Raw genomic sequence first — 21,682 nt, 5'->3', positions numbered from 1 at the left:
CGGTCAGGCCGGCGGCAGGCGCTCGTCGAGCAGGCGATGCAGGGCACTGTCAGCCGGCCAGTTGCGCAGCAACCGGGCACGATCGCGGGCATAGGCACCAGCGTAGGCCCGGTCGCTGTCATGGGCCTGCAGGGCGTCGAGGTCGATCACCAGCCAGCGGCCGTCGTGCCAGATCAGGTTGGTGCCCTTGAAGTCGCCATGGCCGAGGCGCTCCCGACGCAGGGCGTCGACCAGCGCCAACAGGGCGTCCAGCTCGGCCGTCGGCGGTGCGGAATCCACGTAGGGCGCGAAGCGCTCCAGCAGATTGGGCCCGTCGACGAAGGGCGTCACCAGATAGGCCCGCCCGCGCAGGCCGAGGAAGCGGCGCTCGCGCACGGCCAGGGGTTCCGGCGTGGGAATGCCGAGAAACAGCAGCCGATGCCCTTCGCGCCAGCTGTGCCAGGCCCGGCTCGGTCGCCAGAAACGCGTCAGCCAGTGGCCGAAGCCCTTGATGTTGTATCTCTTGAGCACCAGGTCCTGACCCTGCCAGGGCAGCCGGGCCACGGTGGCGGCGCCGCCATCCTTGAAGGTCGGCAGCCCGGCCAGGGCCGCATCGGGATCGGTCAGCAGGCCTTCCAGGCGGCTAAGCCAGGTGCGCCGCACGGCGATTAGCCCAAAGGCGCTACGGGTGACGGCGAACAGGGTGCACTCCCGGCCGCTCTTCTTGAGGTAATCGGTCAGGCGCCAGCGACGGATCTCGGCGGTCCGCGCCAGCAAGGCCTCCAGGCGCAAGGCGTGCTCGGCATTGACCAGCAGGTAGTGGATCAGCAGCTCTTCCAGCTGGGCATCCAGGGCGGCAGGCAGCTGGGCGAAGAACACCGCCAGGTTCTCCTGCACCCGCGCCTGGGACAGCGGCTGGCCGACCGTTTCGGCCTGGATGTCCGCCGCGTCTATGACCAGTGCCGCGCCATCCTTGACCAGCAGGTTGTCGAGATGCAGATCGGCCTGCCAGAGGCCCTGGGCGTGCAACCGCGCCAGGGTGGCGAGGGCCGTGCCGAGCAGGTCGTTCTGCGCGGATGACAGGGGCGGCTCGCCGGCGATCCGCTGCCAGAGGTGCTCGACGCTGGGCGCCGCCTCGATGAAGTCGAACAGCAGCCAGGCGCCCTGCCCGCTCGCCTCGCCGCTGTCGAGCAGCGCTGGGGTCGGCGCCCCGGCGGCGGCCAGCAGGCGACAGCCCTCGCGCTCCCGGGCGAATTGCCGGGCGGCGCGCTCGCCCACCAGCAGCTTGGCCAGCACCCGCCGCCCCTGCCAACGCGCTTCGCCGACATAGCGCTGGCCGGGCAGCACCCGCAGCAGCGACAGCAGCTCCAGCTCACCGCCGGGCAGCTCGATCCCCAGTGGCAGCGTCGGCGCACGGCCGGCCTTGGCCAGCTGTTCCAGGGTCATGCCTTTCGCTCCTTGTGACGCCGCCGCCCCGCCAGGCGGCGACTCCAGTCACGCACCGCGGCGCTGTCCTGGGGTTGTTGCAGGTAGCTGGCCAGGAGTCGCGCGACGTCCTGCTCGCTCCACTCGGGCGCACGGCGCAGCAGGGGTTCGAGATCGCGCAGGCGATCACGCCGGCCGAACAGCAGCGGGCGGGTCTTTTCCAGATCGATCAGCCGCGCGACCAGGCCTTCGCCCTGGCGTTGCAAGAAGAGGTGCTTGGGATAGAAGCAGCCATGCACCTGGCCAGCACCGTGCAGGCGCCGGGCCAGGTCACCCACGGCGACCAGCACCGCCTGGCGCTCGTCCGGGGCCAGGTGCGGCCAGAGGCGCAGCCAGCTGTCGAGGTCGCGCCAGTCGTCCAGCGCACGGGTCACCAGGATGGCGCGCCAGCCTTGCTCATCGCGGCGCTCGCCGTAGTAGGTCAGCTCCAGCGCGGGGATGCCGCGCGCGGCGTAGCGGCGGATGTTGCGGCTCTCGCGGGCAAAGGTCGGCTCGCCCAGGGGACGGGCCAGGGTGCGGGTCAGGTAGTCGCGCTGGCGCTTGAGGTAGTAGCCGTGCCCAGCCACATCCAGGCGAAACACCTGGCTGAAGCCACCACGGCCCCGATTGGGCTCGTCCACCGCGGCCAGTTCCAGCGCCCATAGCGCCTCGAAGCTGTCCAGGCCCTGGCCGGCCAGCACGGCCCTGTCCTCGGCTGCCCATACCTCGTTCATTCCCGCCCCTTGAAATAGTCCAGCACCTCGCGGATGCGCCCCTTGTCGTTGTCGCTGAGGCGCGCGCGGCCACGGTATTGCAGATAGAACCTGAGGCGTTGGGTGCGCGACAGCTGGTACTTGGCCACCTTGTCCAGGCAGGCCAGGTCCTTGACGATGCGCCAGCGCAGCCAGTGGCCGACCCAGAAGGCGCCGGCCGGGCAATCGATGAGATAGAGCACGCCCTGGCCATCCACCAGCAGATTGCGCCACTTGAGATCGTTGTGGACGAAATGGTGGTCGTGCAGGGTGCGGGTCGCCGCGGCCAGCTGGCGACTGACGTTGTCCACCCAGACCCGGTCGCGCAGCCGTGGATCTTCGCGCCGTGCGAGCTCGGCCAGATCCAGGGTGTTGGGAATCTCGCGGGTGATCATGGCGCCCCGGGCGAAGCCCCGTGGCGAGCGCTCCATGCCCCAGGCCACCACCGGTGCGGTGGCGATGCCCCATTTGGCGAAGCGCTTGAGATTCTGCCATTCGGCCTTGACTCGCGGCCGCCCCACATAGCGGCGCAGCCCCTTGCCGGCGCCGTGGTAGCGCTTGACGTAGTAGCGGATGCCGTCGCGCTCGATGCGCACCACTTCCGACAGCGGATCGCTGGTCAGGCGCTCGCCGCTGAGGGCGAACACCGCTTCGAGGGTCGCGAATTCGGGCAGGTGGGCGACGCTGGAATCGATCCGCCAGTCAGCCATCAGAGCCGATCCCCATAGCGTTCCTTGCGCTCCAGCAGCGCGGCGGCCTTGCGTTCGAGACGGGCCAGTAGGGGCGCCTCGTCGCGCAGGACCTCGCGTAGCGGCCGCTGGAAGTAACCACGCAGAAAGCGCAGAAAGTCGCGCCGCGTCAGGCCGATGCCCAAGGCGGAGAAATACAGCCCGGCCAGGTCCTTGTCGCGCCAGCGCCGGGGCACCTGGGTGCGGCACTGAGCGCGGTGCAGGTCGATCAGCCACAGCCGCAGGTTGGCCACCGTGACCGGCTGGGCGGTGTCGAGCAGGAAATGGCAGATATAGCAGTCACGATGATTGACGCCAGCGCGGTGCATGGTGCCGGTCATGCGCGCCACCTCGGCGATCAGCGCCCGCTTGAGTCCCGGTTCGGGGGGCTGGCGGACCCAGTCGAGACTGAAGTCTTCGAGGCTGACGGTGGGCGCCAGCTCTTCGGTGATGATGAAGGAATGCTGGGTCGCCGGATTGGCACCGCGCTCGCCGAAGGCCACGGCGGTCATGGTTGGCACGCCGACCTGGTGCAGGCGCTCGATGGCCTGCCATTCCTGGCGCGCACCCAGCACCGGCTGCTTGGCCTGCAGCAGATTCTTGGCGATCTCGCCCCAGCCGATACCGCGGTGGATCTTGACGAAATAGCCCCGTCCGGCCACCTCGGTGCGCAGGGTACGGCGCCCGTCCAGCTCGCGATAGACCTGGCCCTGCAAGGCTTCCACGGCGACGAAGGGATCCTGGCCGGCCCAGAGGCTGGCGAAGGGTTCACGCAACTCCAGGGTCATGCCGCCCCCAGGATGACGTCGGCAGCACGTTCGGGCAGCGAATAGAGATCGGCGCTGTCGGCGAAGGCCAGGCCATTGCGGCCCTGCACCGCGCGGCGCTCGGGATCGGCCAGCAGCTCGGCGAGCATCCGGTCCAGGGTCTCCTGGGCGAAGGGCGACGGCACCACCGCGCCAGCGCGGGCCTCGTCGATGTAATGCGCATAGCCGCAGACGTCGGTCACCAGCACCGGCAGCCCGGCGACCAGCGCCTCCAAGAGCACGGTGCCGGTGTTCTCGTTGTAGGCCGGATGGATCAGCAGATCGGCGCCGAGCAGGAAGCGCGGGATGTCGCTGCGGCCCTTGAGGATGTCGACCCGGTCGCTCACGCCCAGGGCCTTGGCCTGGAGCAGGAAGGGCTTGGGATCGTCCTGGCCAATGGCGAACAACCGGGTGCGGCGGCGCAGCTCCTTGGGCAAGGAGGCCAGGGCCCGCAGGCTGCGATCCAGGCCCTTGGTCTTGAAGCCGGAGCCGATCTGCACCAGCAGCAGCTCGCCCTCTTCCAGCTCGAATTCACGGCGGAAGTCGGCGCGGATCTCGGCGGCATTGGCCGGCGCTCGCCGGTCGGCGGCGATGCCCGGCGGCAAGAGATGGAAACGCTTTGCCGGGGTCCCGTAGTGCTTGACGAAGAGCGGCTGCTGCACCTCGGAGATCATCAGGATCTCGGTCGGCGATTCGGGGGCGAACACTGCCCGTTCGTACTCGGCGAAGTGGCGATAGCGGCCCCACTGGCGATACAGCGGATTGCGCAAGGTCTGGGCCTTGTCCTCGAAGCAGGGGTCGGCGGCGTAATAGACGTCCAGCCCTGGCATCTTGTTGAAGCCGATCACCCGGTCCACCGGATCGCGGGCCAGGTCCGCCTGCAGCCAGGCGTGGAATTTCTCGTTGCGGCGATGATTGAACAGGGCGCTGACCCGGGCCACCCGCACGTCGAAGCCTTCCGGCACCGGACCTTCCCAGATCAGCGTATAGACGCGGATGGCGTGGCCACGGCGCTGACACTCCTGGGCGATGCGCAGAAAGTCCCGCTGCAGGCCGCCAAAGGGAAAGTACTTGTAGAGCACGAAAGCCAGGGTCATGCGGGGAGGTCTTCCAACAGCAGGGTTTCCAGTTCCAGTTCGACCCGTTCCGGGGTCAGGGCGGCGAGACTGGCCGCGGGCTGGTCACGCGGCTCGTCGGTGCCGTCCAGGCCCACAGCGCTCAGATGCACCTGGGAACGGCCATAGGCACCGACCTTCTTCGGACTGGTCGGGCCATAGAGCGAGACGGTAGGCACGTCCAGGGCGGCCGCCAGATGGCCGAGACCGGTATCCACCGCCACGCAGGCACGGGCACCGGCCAGCACCTTGGCCACGCCCGCCAGATTCAGCCGCGGCAGCACCTGGACGCCGTCGAGCCCATCGGCGATGCGCTCGGCACGGGCATGTTCCATTTCGTTGCCCCACAGCAGTCGCACCGGCCAGTCCAGCTGGCTCATGCGCTCGGCCAGCTCGCGCCAGTGGGCCTCGGGCCAGTGCTTGCTGACCCAGGTGGTGCCGTGGAGGAACACCACATAGGGCGTCTCGTTGGGACCGGCCAGGCGTTGCCGGTCCAGACCGTAGTCACCTACGCCCGTCGGCAGCGGATAGTCCAGCGCCTGGGCGAACAGCTGGCGGATGCGCTCCAGGGCGTGTTGCCCCTTGGCGACGTGGTAGCGCTCGTCATAGAAGCGGCTGGCCAGCGGCTCGCGCGCGGAATTGCGGTCGAGACCGGCGACCGGTGCCTCGGCGTAACGGGTCAGCCAGGCACTCTTGAGCAGGCCCTGGGCATCGATCACCCGGTCATAGCGCTGCTCGCGCACCCGATTCTTGAATTCGCCCCACTCGCCACTGGCCCAGGCGGAAAAGGGCTGCTTGCGCCAGCGGCGCAGGGCTACCGGGATCACCTGGCTCACGGCCGGGTGCCAGGCGGGAATCTCGGCGAAGCCCTCTTCCACCACCCAGTCGAAGCAGATGCCTGGGATGGCCCGGGCCGCATCGGTCAGCGCCGGCAGGGTATGGATGACATCGCCCAGGGACGAGGTCTTGATCAGTAGCACGCGCATCTAGCCCACCTCGACCGGATCGGCGACCAGGCGGCCGAGGGCCTCCTGCACCAGACTCGGCTGCAACAGGCGCAGGCAGTCGTAATGGCCGAAGCGGCAGGTGCGGTCGAAACAGGGGCTGCATTCCAGACCCAGGCGCACCACTTCGACCTGGCTGGCCAGCGGCGGCGTGAAGCCCGGCGAGGTGGAGCCATAGACCGCTACCAGCGGGCGATCCAGGGCAGCGGCCACGTGCATCAGGCCGGAATCGTTGCTGATCACCGCACTGGCGCAGGAGAGCAGGTCGATGGCCTCGGCCAGGGAGGTGCGCCCGGCGAGGTTGTAGACATCCTCTTCGAAGCCGGGGGTGACCCATTCGCGGATCTCCTCGCCACCCGGAGCATCCTTCTGCGAACCGAACAGCCAGACCTGCCAGCCCTGGCGCAGGCGAGCATCGGCCACGGCAGCGTAGTGCTCGGCCGGCCAGCGCTTGGCCTCGCCGAACTCGGCGCCCGGGCAGAGTGCCAGCACCGGCCGGTCCAGAGTCAGGCCGAAGCGCTCCAGGGCGGCGTCGCGGCTGGCCGGGTCGATGGCCAGCCGCGGCTCGGGATAGGGCTTGGGCAGCTCGGCGCCCGGTGGGTAAGCCAGCGCCATGAAGCGCTCGATCATCAGTGGATAGCGGGCCTTGTCCAGGGTGCGGATGTCGTTGAGCAGGCCGAATCTCATCTCGCCGCGCCAACCGGTGCGCTGGGGGATGCCGGCGAAATAGGGCACCAGCGCCGACTTCAGCGAATTGGGCAGGAGGATCGCCTGGTCATAGCGACCGCGCAGCTCCTGGCCGATGCGCCGGCGGGTGGCCAGTTCGAAGGCGCCATGGCCGAGCGGAAAACTCAGGGCCGCGCGCACCTCGGGCATGCGCTCGAGCAGCGGGCGACTCCACTCGGGGGCGAGTACGTCGATCTGGCAGTCGGGATGCTGGCGCTTGAGGCAGACGAAAAGGGTCTGCGCCATCACCATGTCGCCGACCCAACTGGGTCCGATGATCAGAATATTCATGCTGGAAGGTGATCGGCACCTAGCGGGTGGCCGACTCCCGCTCCGTCAGGCCATGCCTGATCGAAAGGTCGCGCACGGACATCGACATCTTGCCTCTCCTTACTGATGGCGGCCTAAAAGGTGGCCGGATTGCCAGAGGCCATGTCCAGCCCCAGGCCATGCCAGATGCGCCGCACTTCGTCGCGTTCGGCGAGAAAGCCGTCGGCCGGCACCTTGCCAGGCTGCTTCTGCAAGACCAGGCGGTGCAGCGCGGCGCGGTAGGTCTTGTAGACTTCGCGCAGGACGATGGCGTCCGTGGCCGGTAACAGACCAGCCGCCTCGAGGGACTCCAGGATGCGGATGTTGTCGGGAAAACGCAGCAATTCGGGATGCTGCCACGACCAGGCCAGAACGGCGTATTGGACCATAAATTCGATATCGACGATACCGCCGGCATCCTGCTTGAGGTCGAACAGCTGCTCCGGCCGGCGCGCGTTCGGCCCCAGTCCGCCGGCGGTCACCGCGGTGCCCAGGTTGTCGAGCATCTTCTCGCGCATCCCGGCCACGTCCGCCTGCAGCCCCGCCAGCTCTCGCCGCTGCCCGAGTATTCGTGCCCGTACCTCGTCGAAGCGCTCGCCCAGGTGCGCACAGCCCGCCACCACCCGGGCTCGCACCAGCGCCTGGTGTTCCCAGGTCCAGGCCTCGCTGCGCTGATAGCGCTCGAAGGCCTCCAGCGAGCTGACCAGCAATCCCGCCGCGCCGGAAGGCCGCAGCCGCATGTCCACCTCGTAGAGGGTGCCCACCGGGGTGGTGGTGGTGAGCAGGTGGATGATCCGCTGGCCCAGGCGGTTGAAGAACTGGGCGCCATCCATGGGCTTGGCGCCGTCGGTCTCGGCCAGGGGATCGGCGTCGTGGATGAACACCAGGTCGAGGTCCGAGCCATGGCCGAGCTCGATGCCGCCGACCTTGCCGTAGCCGACGATGATGAAATCCGGCTGGCAGGGCGAACCGTCGCGCCGCAGCGGCGTGCCATGGCGCTGCACCAACTGGCGCCAGGCCAGCCCGAACACCTCTTCGAGGATCACTTCGGCGAGCCAGGTGAGATAGTCGCTGACCTTCATCAGCGGCAGGCTGCCGGCGATCTCCGCCGCCGCCACCCGCAGGCTGTGGGCGCGCTTGAAATGGCGCAGCACGTCCATCTGCTGCTCCAGGTCCTCTTCGGGCAGGCGCATCAGGCGCTCACGCAATTCGGCGGCCAGCTCGGGCTTCTGCGGCGGGTGATAGAGCCGCCCCTCGTTGAGCAATTCGTCGAGCAGCGCCGGATAGCGGGCGATCTGCTCGGCCACCCAGGCACTGGCGCCGCAGAGTTCCAGCAGCCGCGCCAGGGCCGGCGGATTCTCGCTGAGCAGGACCAGATAGGCGGACCGCCGCGCCACCGCCTCCACTAGCGGCAGCACCCGCTCCAGGGCGCGGTCGGGCTGCTCGTCGGCGCTGACGGCATCCAGCAGCCGCGGCATGAAGGCATCCAGGCGTTCGCGACCGGCGCGCTGCATGGCGCGCACCTGGCCGCTGGTACGCAGGTTGGCCAGCAATTCCAGCGCCTGCTCCGGACCCTGGAAGCCCGCCTCGCGCAGTCGCGCCACACTCTCTTCGGGATCGAGCAGGTCTTCCCACAACGGCAGCCAGCTGTCCTCCAGCTCGGCGCTCTGGGTCTCCTCCTCGGGATCGGCGATGGTCTGCTGGAAGTGCCAGTCGATGCGGCTGCGCCAGCCGTCGAGCGCCGCGCTGAACTCATCCCAGTCGGCATGACCCATCAGGAAGGCCACCCGTGCCCGCCCCTGGGGATCCACCGGCAGGGTCTGGGTCTGCTGGTCGGCGATGGCCTGCAGCCCATGCTCGACATAGCGCAGGAAGCAGTAGCCCTCGCGGAGCTCGGCTTCGGCCGCCGCCGGTAGATAGTCCCGCTCACGCAGGCTGGTCAGCACCTGGAGCAGCGGCCGCTGCTGCAGCGCCGGATCGCGACCGCCGTGGATAAGCTGGTAGGCCTGGGCGATGAATTCCACCTCGCGGATGCCGCCCGCGCCCAGCTTGACGTTGTCGGTCATGCCGCGCCGCCGCACCTCCTGGCGGATCAGCTGCTTCATGCTGCGCAGGGCCTCGATGGCGGAGAAATCCAGGTAGCGCCGGTAGACGAAGGGTCGTAGCAGGGTCAGCAGGTCGGCACCGCTGGCCTGGTCGCCACCGACCACCCGCGCCTTGATCATGGCGTAGCGCTCCCAGTCGCGGCCCTGGTCCTGGTAATAGAGCTCCATGGCGGCAAAGCTCAGCACCAGGGCGCCGGCGCTGCCATAGGGCCGCAAGCGCATGTCGACCCGAAAGACGAAGCCCTCCACGGTGGTGGCGTCCAGCGCCTTGATCAGCCGCTGCCCGAGCCGGGTGAAGAATTCCTGGTTGTCCTGCTCGCGCCGTGCGCCGCGGGTCTCCCCTGCCTCGCCGTAGGCGAAGATCAGGTCGATGTCGGAAGACAGGTTCAGCTCGCCCGCGCCCAGCTTGCCCATGCCCAGCACCACCAGCTGCTGCGGCTCACCGCTGTAGCGCCCGGTCGGCACGCCGAACTGGGCGCACTGCTGGGCATACAACCAGGCGCAGGCCTGGTCGATGCAGGCATCGGCCAGCTCGCTGAGGTCGCGGCAGGTCTCCACCAGATCGGCCTGGCGGGTCAGGTCGCGCCAGACGATGCGTACCTGCTGCAGCATGCGAAAGCGCCGCAGCCGGCGACCCAGCTCGGCTTCGTCCGGGCAATCGACAAGCGCCTCGCGCAGCCGTTGCGCCATCTCCCCCGCCGCCAGCGCTTTATCCAGGTCACCGCTGTCGACCAGCGCCAGGCACGGTTCCGGCAGGCGGCAGAACTGCTCGACGACGAAATCGCTGAGGGCGGCGACCCGCCGCCAGTCGGCGCGCCGCTCTGCGGACCAGTTCGCCTGGCGGGCCGCCGCCGCGGGCGCCTCGACCAGGGCGTCGGCCAGACGCCGGTCGGCGAGCTCGGCACATGCGACGAGAGTCGGAGGCAGATCGGGACGAAGGAGGGGTATCATGGGCAGTCCTGCGCAGGGACGGTCGAACCCCACCGCCCTGCCACGAACCCCCTACCAGGGACATTCCGACGGACCACCTGGTCCGAGCGGGAACCGTTATCACGTCCGTGGTTCGGAGTTCGCGAGCCCTTGAGCAGCGCGTTCGACAAACGTCGAATTGTTTTTTATCGCATTACAGCTCGGAGCTGAAACGGATTTGAATTTGTAGTAAAACTACACGCCGATCGGAACCGTCCGGTCATAAATCCAAGAATTTTCGCTGCCCCCAAGAGGCCGGCGGCGACCCTGAGGCGACCGATTTTGGAAGCCTTTCCGCCCTGGAGCAAGCCATGCAAGATCTCGATCCCGTCGAAACCCAGGAATGGCTGGACGCCCTTGAGTCCGTCCTCGACCACGAAGGCGAGGAGCGTGTTCATTATCTGATGACCCGCATGGGCGAACTGGCTACCCGCAGTGGTACTCAGCTGCCCTACTCCATCAATACCCCCTATCGCAACACCATTCCAGTGACCAAGGAAGCCCATATGCCGGGCGACCTGTTCATGGAGCGGCGTATCCGCTCCCTGGTTCGCTGGAACGCCCTGGCGATGGTCATGCGCGCCAACCTCAAGGATCCGGATCTGGGTGGCCACATCTCCACCTTCGCTTCCAGTGCCACCCTCTATGACATCGGCTTCAACTATTTCTGGAAGGCGCCCAACGAAGAGCACGGCGGCGACCTGATCTACTACCAGGGCCATGCCTCCCCCGGCGTCTACGCCCGTGCCTTCCTGGAAGGCCGCCTCTCCGAAGACCAGATGAACAACTTCCGTCAGGAAGTGGACGGCAAGGGCCTGTCGAGCTACCCGCACCCGCATCTGATGCCCGACTTCTGGCAGTTCCCGACCGTCTCCATGGGTCTGGGTCCGATCACCGCCATCTACCAGGCCCGCTTCATGAAGTACCTGGAGAACCGCGGCTACATCCCCGCAGGCAAGCAGAAGGTCTGGTGCTTCATCGGTGACGGCGAGTGCGACGAGCCAGAAACCCTGGGTGCCATCTCCCTGGCCGGCCGCGAGAACCTCGACAACCTGATCTTCGTCATCAACTGCAACCTGCAGCGCCTCGACGGCCCGGTACGTGGCAACGGCAAGATCGTCCAGGAACTGGAAGGCATCTTCCGTGGCGCCGACTGGAACGTCACCAAGGTCCTCTGGGGCCGCATGTGGGATCCGCTGTTCGCCCGCGACACCGAAGGTCGCATGCAGCAACGCATGGACGCCGTGGTCGATGGTGAATACCAGAACTACAAGGCCAAGGACGGCGCCTATGTGCGCAAGCACTTCTTCGGCGCCAATCCCGAGCTGCTCAAGATGGTCGAGGACCTGTCCGACGACGAGATCTGGAAGCTCAACCGTGGCGGTCACGACCCCTACAAGGTCTATGCGGCCTACCACCAGGCGGTCAACCACAAGGGCCAGCCCACCGTCATCCTGGCCAAGACCATCAAGGGTTACGGCACCGGTGCGGGCGAAGCCAAGAACACCGCGCACAACACCAAGAAGGTCGATGTGGAGTCGCTGAAGAAATTCCGCGATCGCTTCGACATCCCGCTGAACGACTCCCAGCTCAGCGAGCTGCCCTTCTATCGTCCGGCCGACGACAGCGCCGAGATGAAATACCTGATGGGTCGCCGCGAATCCCTGGGCGGTCACCTGCCCCAGCGTCGCGCCCGTAGCCTGAGCATCCCCACCCCGCCCCTGGAAACCCTGAAGGCGGTACTGGACGGTTCCGGCGATCGCGAGATCTCCACCACCATGGCTTTCGGCCGCATCCTGTCGCAACTGGTCAAGGACAAGGACCTGGGCAAGCGCATCGTGCCCATCCTCGCCGACGAGGCCCGTACCTTCGGCATGGAAGGCATGTTCCGCCAGTTGGGCATCTACTCGCCCCACGGCCAGCTCTATGAGCCGGTCGACCGCGACCAGGTGATGTACTACCGCGAAGAGAAGGACGGCCAGATCCTCCAGGAAGGCCTCAACGAGGCCGGCGCCATGTCCTCCTTCATCGCCGCCGGTACCGCCTACAGCAACTACAACCAGCCCATGCTGCCGGTCTACATCTTCTATTCGATGTTCGGCTTCCAGCGGATCGGCGACCTGGCCTGGGCGGCAGGCGATGCCCAGACCCGTGGCTTCCTGCTGGGCGGCACCTCCGGGCGTACCACCCTCAACGGTGAAGGCCTGCAGCACGAGGACGGTCACAGCCACATCCTGGCCGGCACCATCCCCAACTGCCGCAGCTACGATCCCACCTACGCCTACGAGCTGGCGGTGATCATGCGCGAAGGCATCCATCAGATGATGGAACTGCAGCAGAGCGTCTTCTACTACATCACCGTGATGAACGAGAACTACCAGCAGCCGGCCATGCCGCAGGGTGTCGAAGACGGCATTATCAAGGGCATGTACCTGCTGGAAGAAGAGCAGGGCGACTTCAAGCACCGCGTCCAGCTGCTGGGCTCGGGCACCATCCTCAACGAGGTCCGCGCTGCCGCGAGCCTGCTGCGCGAGATGGGCGTCGGCGCCGATATCTGGAGCGTCACCAGCTTCAACGAACTGCGCCGTGAAGGCCTGGCCGTGGATCGCTGGAACCGCCTGCACCCGCTGGAAGAGCGCCGCCTGACCTACGTCGAGCAGTGCCTGGGCGAGCGCCAGGGCCCGGTCATCGCGTCCACCGACTACATGAAGCTGTTCGCCGACCAGATCCGCCAGTGGGTCCCCACCGAATTCCAGGTGCTGGGTACCGACGGCTTCGGTCGCAGCGACAGCCGCAAGAAGCTGCGTGATCACTTCGAGGTCGACCGCCGCTGGGTCGCCGTCGCCGCTCTGCAGGCGCTGGCCAACCAAGGCAAGCTCGAACGCAAGGTCGTGGCTGATGCCATCACCAAGTTCGGCATCGACACCGAGAAGCGCAATCCCCTGGATTGCTGATGCGGCACACGGATAAGAGGAAACAACTGTGAGCGAGACCATCCGCGTACCCGACATCGGCAGTGGCGACGGCGAAGTCATCGAGCTGCTGGTAAAGGTCGGCGATACCGTCGAGGCCGAACAGAGCCTGGTGGTGCTGGAGTCCGACAAGGCCAGCATGGAGATCCCGGCCCCCAAGGCCGGCAAGATCGCCGCCCTGCACATCAAGGTCGGCGATACCCTCAAGACCGGTGATCTGCTGATCGACCTGGAAGGCGAGGACGCCGCCTCTGGCAGCGAGCCCGCCGCCGAGCCCAAGGCCGAGTCCAAGCAGACCCAGGTCGAGGAAAGCGAAACCCCGACGCCGGCCGGCGACGAGGACGCTTCGGCGTCCGCCGGCGAAGGCGAGGCCCAGGAGATCCATGTCCCCGACATCGGCTCCAGCGGCAAGGCCAGCATCATCGAGGTGGCGGTCAAGCCCGGCGACACCATCGCCGCCGAGCAGACGCTGATCACCCTGGAATCCGACAAGGCCAGCATGGAAATCCCCTCCCCCGCCGCTGGCGTGGTGGAGAGCATTTCCGTCAAGGTCGGCGACGAAGTCGGCACCGGCGATCTGATCCTGGTACTCAAGGGCGCCGCCAATGCCAAGCCGAGCAAGAGCGTCGAATCCAAGGCCAGCGACACGCCCGCCAGGGAAGCCGCCGAGCCGGAGCTGCACGAAGAAGCCGCCGCCGAGCCGGCCGGTGAGTCGGTCGAGGAGATCAAGGTCCCCGACATCGGCTCCACCGGCAGTGCCAACGTCATCGAGGTGCTGGTCAAGGCCGGTGACCAGGTCAAGGCCGAGCAATCGCTGATCGTGTTGGAGTCCGACAAGGCCAGCATGGAAATCCCGGCGCCCAAGGCGGGCGTGGTGGAAAGCGTTGCCATCAAGGTCAATGACCAGGCCAAGACCGGCGATCTGATCCTGACCCTGAAGGTGGCTGGCGCCGCGCCCAAGCAGGCGGCCAAGCCGGCTGCCGGCAACACCGCTGCCAGCGCGCCGTCTGCCGAGAAGAAAGCCGAGGCTCCGGCCAAGGCCGACGCACCCGCCAGCGCACCCGCTGCGGGCAAGGGCAAGAAGGTCCATGCCGGTCCAGCCGTGCGCATGGTCGCCCGCGAGTTCGGCGTCGACCTGGGCGAGGTGACCCCGACCGGTCCCAAGGGTCGTATCCTCAAGGAAGACGTCCAGGCCTACGTCAAGGATCAGCTGCAGAAGAGCAAGGCGGCTCCGGCCGTGGCTGCAGGCGCCACCGGTGGTGCCGGCATCCCGCCGATCCCTACCGTGGACTTCAGCAAGTTCGGCGAGATCGAAGAGGTGCCGATGACGCGCCTCATGCAGGTCGGTGCCAACAACCTGCATCGCAGCTGGCTGAACGTGCCCCACGTGACCCAGTTCGACCAGTCCGACGTGACCGATCTGGAAGCCTTCCGGGTCGGCCAGAAAGCCGTCGCGGAAAAGGCCGGCGTCAAGCTGACCATCCTGCCGTTCCTGCTCAAGGCCTGTGCCCATGTGCTCAAGGAACTGCCGGACTTCAACGCCTCCCTGGCCCCCAGCGGCAAGGCGGTGATCCGCAAGAAGTACGTGCATATCGGCTTCGCCGTGGACACCCCGGACGGCCTGCTGGTCCCGGTCATCCGCAACGTCGACCAGAAGAGCCTCCTGCAACTCGCTGCCGAAGCCGCCCAGCTGGCGGAAAAGGCGCGGACCAAGAAGCTCAGCGGCGACGACATGCAGGGTGCCTGCTTTACCATCTCCAGCCTGGGTCACATCGGCGGCACCGGCTTCACGCCGATCGTCAATGCCCCGGAAGTGGCGATCCTCGGCGTGTCCAAGGCCAGCATGCAGCCGGTCTGGGATGGCAAGGCCTTCCAGCCACGCCTGATGCTGCCGCTGTCGCTGTCCTATGATCACCGCGTGATCAACGGGGCCGCCGCAGCGCGCTTCACCAAGCGTCTGGGCGATCTGCTGGCGGAAATCCGCGGATTGCTGCTGTAAGCCGCAGGACGGTAACGGGATCCCGCTACCGTCCTCTGATGTAGATCGGAAACCCCGCTTTTGCGGGGTTTCTGCTGTCAGATCAACCGAAAGATGCAGGAAAAAGGTAGGATAAGCGCCTCGTAGCGCCGCCCCTTGCACGCGCCGGGCCCTATCGGGCAACCTTGTCAGCTATCCCAGAGCGCTGGCGAGGCGGAGAGGAAAAGGATTAATGATTTGTCTGTCCTTTCCGATAAACCCAGGACATCTTTCCGTCTTCACAAGGACGCGGACCCTCGCATGAGTATTCACTCCGATGCTGCCGATGCTGCGGTAGCCGATCAGGCGGGCGCGCTCGGCGCTCCTGCCCGATTGGGCTTGCTGCGTTTCGAGCGTCTGAATGAAGCCTCCTGGGCGATGCTCTATCTCGACCCCCGCTGTGAAACCAGCCTTGGCCTGCCCGCGCAGGCGCTCTGCTCGCTCATCGAATCTCCCTATGCCAGCCTGATGGAGCCCAGCGTTCGCCATCGGCTGCACGAAGACATCCAGCTGCAGCTCGCCGAACACGGCAGCTACCAGGTGCGTTACCTGTTCCACTCCACCAGCGTGCCCTGTGAGGTCATCGAGGTCGGCGAAAGCCTGCAGCGCCATGGCCGACCGCTGTTGCGCGGCTACCTGCTGCGGGTCGTCAGCGATGATGCGGTGAATGGTGAATGGGAAGCCCATACCCTGGCCCTGCGCTCGACCCTGTCGCTGCTGCAGGAAAGTAACGATCACAGCCAGCAGCGCCTGGCGATGGCCCAGGCGCGCCAGCGCCTGCTGCTCGGCCTGTCCCGTCTGGCATTGCGTCAGGAAGCGGTCAACGACGAGCTCGTGCAACTGCTACGCAGCGAGGGCCCGACTGCCTTCGCCGTCGACGAGATCGGCCTGTGGCGCTACGAAGGCAATGGCCTGGTCACCCTGTGCCAGGAAGGGCGCCTGCCAACCCTGTGCAGCGATCACCGCCGCCGGCTGCGCGAGCAAGGCGTGATCGAGGACGCCAGCCAGGTCTTGCAGGCGCCCCATACCGCGGGCGGAACGGCTCTGGATGTGGCCTTGCTGCTGGAGGATCAGCTGGTTGGGCTGCTCAGCCTGAGACGAGATCGGCCGGCCACCTGGGAGGCCGAGGATGTCGCCTTCGCCCGCGGCCTGGCCGAGTGCCTGGCGATCCTCATCCAGCAGCCGGACAGCCCGCCCGAGACCCTCCATCCGCTTACCCGGGTGATGCAGGCCAGCGCCGATGCCTTCCTGCTACTGGATGCCGAAGGCCGCCTGGAGCATGCCACGGACAGTTTCGCCCGCATCACCGGCTATCCCATCGGCAAGCTCCAGGGCCTGCTCATCGAGTCCCTGCCAGCCTTGGAAAACTGGAGCGAACTGCTCTACGAAGCCTGGGAACGCCTGTCTCGCCAAGATAGCTGGCAAGGGGAAATGCGCTGCTATCGCCGTGACGGCGAGACCTACTGGGGCCAGCTGTCGATTTCCAAGATCCAGCAGCCCAATGGCGACCTGCAGGGCTATCTCGGCATCTTCCAGGACACCAGCAAGACCCGTTTCGCCCAGCAGCACAACGACGAGCTGGTGTTTCGCGACAGCCTCACCGGCCTGGCCAATCGCAGCCACTTCATCGCCCGGCTGGAGGCGCGCCTGGAGCAGTCGAATCCAGGTCAGGAGCACTCGCTGCTGCTGGTGGACGTCGACAACTTCAAGAGGGTCAACGACAGCCTGGGCCATCGCATCGGCGATCAGCTGCTGGTCGGTCTGGCCCGGCGCCTGCGCAGTGCCCTGGGCAAGGGCGCACTGATCGCCCGCATCGCCAGCAACGAGTTCGCCGTGTTGCTCGAGGGCATGGATGCGGTCGCCGCTACCGGCCTGGCCCACGACACCCTGGTAGCCCTGGATCCGCCGCTCTATGTGGAAGGCCATCCCACCCTGATCAGTTGCTCGATCGGCCTGACCACCGCACGGCCGCACGAGACCGATCCGCAGACCCTGATCAAGCATGCCGGTCTCGCCCTGCACCGCGCCAAGGCCAAAGGCGGCCATCAGGTCCAGGTGTTCACCGAGGCACTGATCGCCGAGGCCAGCAACAAGCTGTTCGTGCAGAACAACCTGCGTCGCGCCCTGGAGCAGAACGAGCTGCTGGTGCACTACCAGCCCAAGGTCTGCCTGAAGCGCGCCAAGCTGCTGGGCCTGGAAGCCCTGATTCGCTGGCAGCACCCGGAAAAGGGCATGATCCGCCCCGATCAGTTCATCAGCATCGCCGAGGAAACCGGGCTCATCGTGCCCATTGGCAAGTGGATCATCCGTGAAGTCTGCCGCCAGCTGCATCGTCTCGACGCCGCCGGCTTCGACGATCTGCAGATCGCCATCAACCTGTCGCCCAAGCAGTTCACCGATCCCGATCTGGTGCAGTCCTTCGTCACCATCCTCGACGAGGAAGGCATCGCTCCCGAGCGCCTGGAGCTGGAGCTGACCGAAAGCCTGCTGCTGGACGCCACCGACGCCACCCGCAACACCCTCGAAGCCCTCAAGCGCCTGGGCATGAGCCTGGCGATGGACGACTTCGGCACCGGTTATTCGTCGCTCAGCTACTTGAAAAAATTCCCCATCGACATCATCAAGATCGACAGGAGTTTCATCAAGGACATTCCGGACAACCAGGACGACATGGAAATCACCTCCGCGGTGATCGCCATGGCCCACAACCTGCGCCTGCAGGTGGTTGCCGAGGGCATCGAGACGACCGAACAGCTGGCTTTCCTGCGCCATCATCGTTGCGATATCGGCCAGGGTTACCTGTTCGACAAGCCTATTCCGGCCGACCAGCTCGACGCCGCCCTGGCGCGTTATCTGCCGACCCGCTGAGTCGCCGGGTGGCTAGACCCTGCCGCGACGATTTTGCGTACACTGAGCTTTTCGCCTGGCCTTTTCCCACGAGGTATCCCATGGTCCTGCGTTCCGAAATTCTGACCAAGAAGACCCATCTGCCCGCCGCCGAGCAGGCGCTGCCTGGCCGGGCGACGGCCATGACCGTCCCCGCGGCCCATTTCGTCAACGGCAATCCGCTGCAAGGCCCCTTCCCTGCCGGCCTGCAGAGCCTGGTGGTGGGCATGGGCTGCTTCTGGGGCGTCGAGCGGCATTTCTGGCAACAGCCGGGTGTCTGGACCACCGCGGCCGGTTACGCGGGCGGCCATACCCCCAACCCGACCTACGAAGAGGTGTGCTCCGGCCTGACCGGTCATACCGAGGTGGTGCTGGTGGTGTTCGACTCGGCCCAGACCTCGCTGGAAGCCCTGCTGAAGATCTTCTGGGAGGCCCATGATCCGACCCAGGGCATGCGCCAGGGCAACGATGTCGGCACCCAGTATCGTTCGGCGCTGTACTACGCCGACGACAGCCAGCGTGAAGTCTTCGAAGCCAGCCAGGCCGCCTTCCAGGCCCAGTTGGCCGAGGCCGGCTATGGCGAGATCACCACCGAGATCGCCCCGCTGCCGCCTTTCTACTATGCCGAGGCCTATCACCAGCAGTATCTGGCGAAAAACCCCAACGGCTACTGCGGCCTGGCCGGCACCGGCGTCTGCCTGCCGCCCAGCCTGGCGGTCTGATCCCGAGCCGCTCCGGCGACTCTCTCTGTTAGGCTTCGGCGGTAGAGCCGCCTCAACCCAACCTACGCCAAGCTGTTCTCGTAGTAGAGGGTTGGGCTGAGCGCAGCGAAGCCCAACCCTCTACGCTCGGCGATGCCGTTGGGCTTCGGCGCAGAGTCGCCCCAACCCAGCCTACGCCAAGCTGTTCTCGTAGGTTGGGCTGAGCGCAGCGAAGCCCAACCCTCTACGCTCGGCGATGCCGTTGGGCTTCGGCGCAGAGCCGCCCCAACCCAGCCTACGCCAAGCTGTTCTCGTAGGTTGGGCTGAGCGCAGCGAAGCCCAACAGCGCCGGGCCTCGCTATTCCGCGATCAGCCAGTCCAGCCGCCAGCTGCCTTCGCCCTGGGCCAGATGCTCAGCCAGCCAGGGCAGCAATTCGCGCAGCTCCTCTTCCAAGCCCCAGGGCGGATTGACGATGGCCAATCCTGAACCGTTGAGCCGCGTGGGATCGTCCGCCGCGCGGATCAGCAACTCGGCGCTCAACAGCTTGGGCGCACCGCTGGCTTGCAACCCTGCATAGAAACGCCTGAGCTGGCGGCGGTCCTTGATCGGATACCAGAGCGCGATTACCGTCTGGCGCATCCGGCCGATGGCCTCCTGCACCGCCTTGACGCAGCGTTTCAGCTCATCGGCCTTCTCGAAGGGCGGATCGATCAACAGCAGCGCCCGGCGTTCGGGAACCGGCAGCAGCGCCCGCGGCAGCAGCCACCCATCCTTCTGATGCACCGCCACCCGGCGATCACCCGCCATGTTTTCCTTGAGCAGCTGACCATCCTCGGGGTGCAGCTCGTTGAGCAGCAGACGATCCTGGGGTCTCAAGGCCTGACGCATCAGCTCGGGCGAACCGGGGTAGTAGCGCAAGGCGTCACCGGTATTGAGCGCCGCCACCGCCTCACGATAGCCAACGAACGCTGCGGGTACGGACTCCAAGGCCCAGAGCCGGCCGATGCCCTCGCGCCATTCGTCGGTACGACTGGCCTGATCGCCAGCCAGGTCATAGCGACCAACACCGGAATGGCTGTCGAGATAGGCGAAAGGGGTCTCCTTGCGAGCTAGCAGCGCGGCCAGGCGCAACAGGGTGGCGTGCTTGAAGACGTCGGCATGGTTGCCGGCATGGAAGGCGTGTCGGTAATTCATGGGATACTCCAGCGTCAGCCCTACAGTGTACCGCCTTCCTTCGCCCCAGGCGGCGCTGCGCTTTGACACCCTGGCTGCCCAGCGGGTTAAATCCCCAGGTTGTTCAATTCTTTGCCTTAGGAGTCACGCTTGGACGCCGTCACCATCAACAGCTTGTTCTTGATCGGTGCGGTGCTGATCGGCCTGTCGATTCTGGTCAGCTCGATCTCCTCGCGCGTCGGCATCCCGATCCTGGTGATCTTCCTGGTGGTCGGCATGTTCGCCGGCGTAGATGGCCCCGGTCACATCGCCTTCGACAACTACCCGATGGCCTACCTGGTGGGCAACCTGGCGCTGGCGGTGATCCTGCTCGACGGCGGCATGCGCACCCGGGTGTCAAGCTTCCGGGTAGCGCTCTGGCCGGCGCTGTCACTGGCGACGGTGGGGGTGATGATCACCACCGGCCTGACCGGCTTGGCCGCGGCCTGGCTGTTCGACCTCAGCCTGCTGCAGGGCTTGCTGATCGGTGCCATCGTCGGCTCCACCGATGCCGCGGCGGTGTTTTCCCTGCTCGGAGGGCGCGGCCTCAACGAGCGGGTCACCGCGACCCTGGAAATCGAATCCGGCAGCAATGACCCCATGGCGGTGTTTCTCACCGTTACCCTGATCGAGATGCTCGCCAGCGGCGAGAGCGGCTTCACCTGGAGCCTGCTCGGCCACTTCGTCAGCGAATTCGCCATTGGCGGCATCATCGGCCTGGGCGGTGGCTGGCTGCTGCTGCAGCTGATCAACCGTATCCACCTCGCCGACGGCCTCTATCCTCTGCTGGCCATCAGCGGTGGCCTGCTGGTCTTCGCCCTGACCAACACCGTTCACGGCAGCGGCATCCTCGCGGTGTACCTGGCGGGCCTGCTGATGGGCAATCGACCGATCCGCAGCCGCCACGGCATGCTGCACATGCTCGACGGCATGGCCTGGCTCGCGCAGATCGGCATGTTCCTGGTGCTGGGCCTGCTGGTGGAGCCGCACAACCTGCTACCCATCGCCCTGCCCGCCCTGGGCCTGGCGCTATGGATGATCCTGGTCGCCCGTCCGCTGTCGGTTGCCATCGGCCTGCTGCCCTTCCGCGCCTTCCATGATCGCGAGAAGGCCTTTATCGCCTGGGTCGGCCTGCGCGGTGCGGTGCCCATCATCCTCGCGGTGTTCCCGATGATGGCCGGGCTGCCCCAGGCCCAGCTGTTCTTCAACGTGGCCTTCTTCATCGTGCTGGTGTCGCTGCTGGTACAGGGTTCCAGCCTGCCGCTTGCAGCCAAGCTGCTCAAGGTGACGGTACCGCCGGAGCCGGCGCCCTTCTCCCGCGCCGGGCTGCAGGTCCATCCCACCAGCGAGTGGGAGCTCTTCATCTACCGCCTGGGTGCCGAGAAATGGTGCATCGGCGCCGCCCTGCGCGAGCTGAAGATGCCCGAAGGCACCCGTATCGCCGCCTTGTTCCGTGGCGAAACGCTGCTGCACCCGTCCGGTAGTACCACCCTGGAAGCCGGTGACATCCTTTGCGTGGTCGGTCATGAACATGACCTGCCGGCCCTAGGACGTCTGTTCAGTCAGGCGCCGCAACAGACCCAGAGATTCTTCGGCGACTTCGTCCTCGAAGCCGATGCCGAACTCAGCGCAGTGGCGGCCCTGTATGGCCTGCAACTTGGCAGCGTGGACGGCAATCAGCGCCTCGGCAGCTTCATCACCCACGAAATCGGCGGCGAACCCATCGTCGGCGACCTGGTGGAATGGAACGGCCTGGTGTGGATCGTCGCAGCCATCGAGAACAAGCGCGTGCGCAAGGTCGGGGTGAAGTTTCCGGAAGGTCGCAGCAGCGGGCCCGCGCTCTTTCTTTAACGGTGGATGAACGGGGTTCGCGGCTTGGCGGACGCCGTCTTGCACCCCAGGCAGCCTGGCTTTAACCTCGCGCCTTTCCACTGCC

14 protein-coding genes are annotated in these 21,682 nt (G+C 66.5%); 5 read left to right on the top strand and 9 right to left on the bottom strand.

What is annotated here, in order from left to right:
- Positions 1 to 3: 3 nt before the first annotated feature.
- The 8 genes from ACWPW1_RS04980 to glnE all read right to left on the bottom strand — a co-directional run bounded on the left by ACWPW1_RS04980 (position 4) and on the right by glnE (position 9,939).
- A complete protein-coding gene (locus tag ACWPW1_RS04980) occupies positions 4 to 1,425 on the bottom strand; it encodes a phosphotransferase (RefSeq protein WP_454252469.1) in 1,422 nt (473 codons plus the stop codon).
- Positions 1,422 to 2,177 (bottom strand): lipopolysaccharide kinase InaA family protein, encoded by a 756-nt coding sequence (locus ACWPW1_RS04975; protein WP_454252468.1) that lies wholly within the window; start codon positions 2,175 to 2,177, stop codon positions 1,422 to 1,424. The genes ACWPW1_RS04980 and ACWPW1_RS04975 overlap by 4 nt, the downstream gene beginning before the upstream one ends.
- Positions 2,174 to 2,905 (bottom strand): lipopolysaccharide kinase InaA family protein, encoded by a 732-nt coding sequence (locus ACWPW1_RS04970; protein ID WP_059313717.1) that lies wholly within the window; start codon positions 2,903 to 2,905, stop codon positions 2,174 to 2,176. The genes ACWPW1_RS04975 and ACWPW1_RS04970 overlap by 4 nt, the downstream gene beginning before the upstream one ends.
- Positions 2,905 to 3,711, bottom strand: a complete 807-nt coding sequence (gene rfaP, locus ACWPW1_RS04965) for a lipopolysaccharide core heptose(I) kinase RfaP (protein WP_434775847.1) — start codon at positions 3,709 to 3,711, stop codon at positions 2,905 to 2,907. The genes ACWPW1_RS04970 and rfaP overlap by 1 nt, the downstream gene beginning before the upstream one ends.
- Positions 3,708 to 4,826 (bottom strand): glycosyltransferase family 4 protein, encoded by a 1,119-nt coding sequence (locus ACWPW1_RS04960; RefSeq protein ID WP_454252467.1) that lies wholly within the window; start codon positions 4,824 to 4,826, stop codon positions 3,708 to 3,710. Before ACWPW1_RS04960 ends, rfaP begins: the two co-directional genes overlap by 4 nt.
- Positions 4,823 to 5,830: a lipopolysaccharide heptosyltransferase I gene (waaC, locus tag ACWPW1_RS04955; protein ID WP_059313714.1), complete on the bottom strand. Its 1,008-nt coding sequence runs from the start codon at positions 5,828 to 5,830 to the stop codon at positions 4,823 to 4,825. The genes ACWPW1_RS04960 and waaC overlap by 4 nt, the downstream gene beginning before the upstream one ends.
- Positions 5,831 to 6,865, bottom strand: a complete 1,035-nt coding sequence (waaF, locus tag ACWPW1_RS04950) for a lipopolysaccharide heptosyltransferase II (protein ID WP_313647443.1) — start codon at positions 6,863 to 6,865, stop codon at positions 5,831 to 5,833.
- 113 nt (positions 6,866 to 6,978) lie between these two features.
- Positions 6,979 to 9,939, bottom strand: coding sequence for a bifunctional [glutamate--ammonia ligase]-adenylyl-L-tyrosine phosphorylase/[glutamate--ammonia-ligase] adenylyltransferase (glnE, locus tag ACWPW1_RS04945; RefSeq protein ID WP_454252466.1), 2,961 nt, complete (start codon positions 9,937 to 9,939; stop codon positions 6,979 to 6,981).
- A 329-nt stretch (positions 9,940 to 10,268) separates the two neighbouring features.
- Between glnE and aceE the strand changes: the two genes are divergently transcribed.
- From aceE to msrA, 4 genes are all read left to right on the top strand, one after another.
- On the top strand, positions 10,269 to 12,911 hold the full coding sequence (gene aceE / locus ACWPW1_RS04940) for a pyruvate dehydrogenase (acetyl-transferring), homodimeric type (RefSeq protein WP_059313711.1): 2,643 nt from the start codon (positions 10,269 to 10,271) through the stop codon (positions 12,909 to 12,911).
- A gap of 28 nt (positions 12,912 to 12,939) precedes the next feature.
- Positions 12,940 to 14,928 (top strand): dihydrolipoyllysine-residue acetyltransferase, encoded by a 1,989-nt coding sequence (gene aceF, locus ACWPW1_RS04935; protein ID WP_454252465.1) that lies wholly within the window; start codon positions 12,940 to 12,942, stop codon positions 14,926 to 14,928.
- 279 nt (positions 14,929 to 15,207) lie between these two features.
- Complete coding sequence (locus ACWPW1_RS04930) at positions 15,208 to 17,814, top strand: putative bifunctional diguanylate cyclase/phosphodiesterase (RefSeq protein ID WP_454252464.1); 2,607 nt, start codon at positions 15,208 to 15,210, stop codon at positions 17,812 to 17,814.
- Positions 17,815 to 17,894: 80 nt separating this feature from the next.
- A complete protein-coding gene (msrA, locus tag ACWPW1_RS04925; RefSeq protein ID WP_454252463.1) occupies positions 17,895 to 18,554 on the top strand; it encodes a peptide-methionine (S)-S-oxide reductase MsrA in 660 nt (219 codons plus the stop codon).
- A 337-nt stretch (positions 18,555 to 18,891) separates the two neighbouring features.
- Here the strand turns inward: msrA and ACWPW1_RS04920 are convergent, their stop codons facing one another.
- Positions 18,892 to 19,728 carry a 23S rRNA (adenine(2030)-N(6))-methyltransferase RlmJ gene (locus tag ACWPW1_RS04920; protein ID WP_454252462.1) on the bottom strand — a complete coding sequence of 279 codons (837 nt, stop codon included), beginning with the start codon at positions 19,726 to 19,728 and terminating at the stop codon, positions 18,892 to 18,894.
- A 129-nt stretch (positions 19,729 to 19,857) separates the two neighbouring features.
- Between ACWPW1_RS04920 and ACWPW1_RS04915 the strand changes: the two genes are divergently transcribed.
- Positions 19,858 to 21,597, top strand: a complete 1,740-nt coding sequence (locus tag ACWPW1_RS04915) for a potassium/proton antiporter (protein ID WP_313647447.1) — start codon at positions 19,858 to 19,860, stop codon at positions 21,595 to 21,597.
- Positions 21,598 to 21,682 lie beyond the last annotated feature (85 nt).

This window comes from Pseudomonas sp. Marseille-Q7302 (genome assembly GCF_965111925.1).
The sequence above is the reverse complement of the archived record's forward strand: the minus strand, read 5'-3'. Positions and strand labels throughout refer to the sequence as shown.

Bases quoted from the DNA above. Each gene is read 5' to 3' on its own strand.
- ACWPW1_RS04975 (WP_454252468.1), bottom strand. From the start codon at position 2,177: ATGAACGAGGTATGGGCAGCCGAGGACAGGGCCGTGCTGGCCGGCCAG.
- waaF (WP_313647443.1), bottom strand. From the start codon at position 6,865: ATGAATATTCTGATCATCGGACCCAGTTGGGTCGGCGACATGGTGATG.
- ACWPW1_RS04920 (WP_454252462.1), bottom strand. From the start codon at position 19,728: ATGAATTACCGACACGCCTTCCATGCCGGCAACCATGCCGACGTCTTC.
- ACWPW1_RS04960 (WP_454252467.1), bottom strand. From the start codon at position 4,826: ATGACCCTGGCTTTCGTGCTCTACAAGTACTTTCCCTTTGGCGGCCTG.
- ACWPW1_RS04930 (WP_454252464.1), top strand. From the start codon at position 15,208: ATGAGTATTCACTCCGATGCTGCCGATGCTGCGGTAGCCGATCAGGCG.
- ACWPW1_RS04980 (WP_454252469.1), bottom strand. From the start codon at position 1,425: ATGACCCTGGAACAGCTGGCCAAGGCCGGCCGTGCGCCGACGCTGCCA.
- ACWPW1_RS04970 (WP_059313717.1), bottom strand. From the start codon at position 2,905: ATGGCTGACTGGCGGATCGATTCCAGCGTCGCCCACCTGCCCGAATTC.
- glnE (WP_454252466.1), bottom strand. From the start codon at position 9,939: ATGATACCCCTCCTTCGTCCCGATCTGCCTCCGACTCTCGTCGCATGT.
- waaC (WP_059313714.1), bottom strand. From the start codon at position 5,830: ATGCGCGTGCTACTGATCAAGACCTCGTCCCTGGGCGATGTCATCCAT.
- msrA (WP_454252463.1), top strand. From the start codon at position 17,895: ATGGTCCTGCGTTCCGAAATTCTGACCAAGAAGACCCATCTGCCCGCC.
- rfaP (WP_434775847.1), bottom strand. From the start codon at position 3,711: ATGACCCTGGAGTTGCGTGAACCCTTCGCCAGCCTCTGGGCCGGCCAG.
- aceE (WP_059313711.1), top strand. From the start codon at position 10,269: ATGCAAGATCTCGATCCCGTCGAAACCCAGGAATGGCTGGACGCCCTT.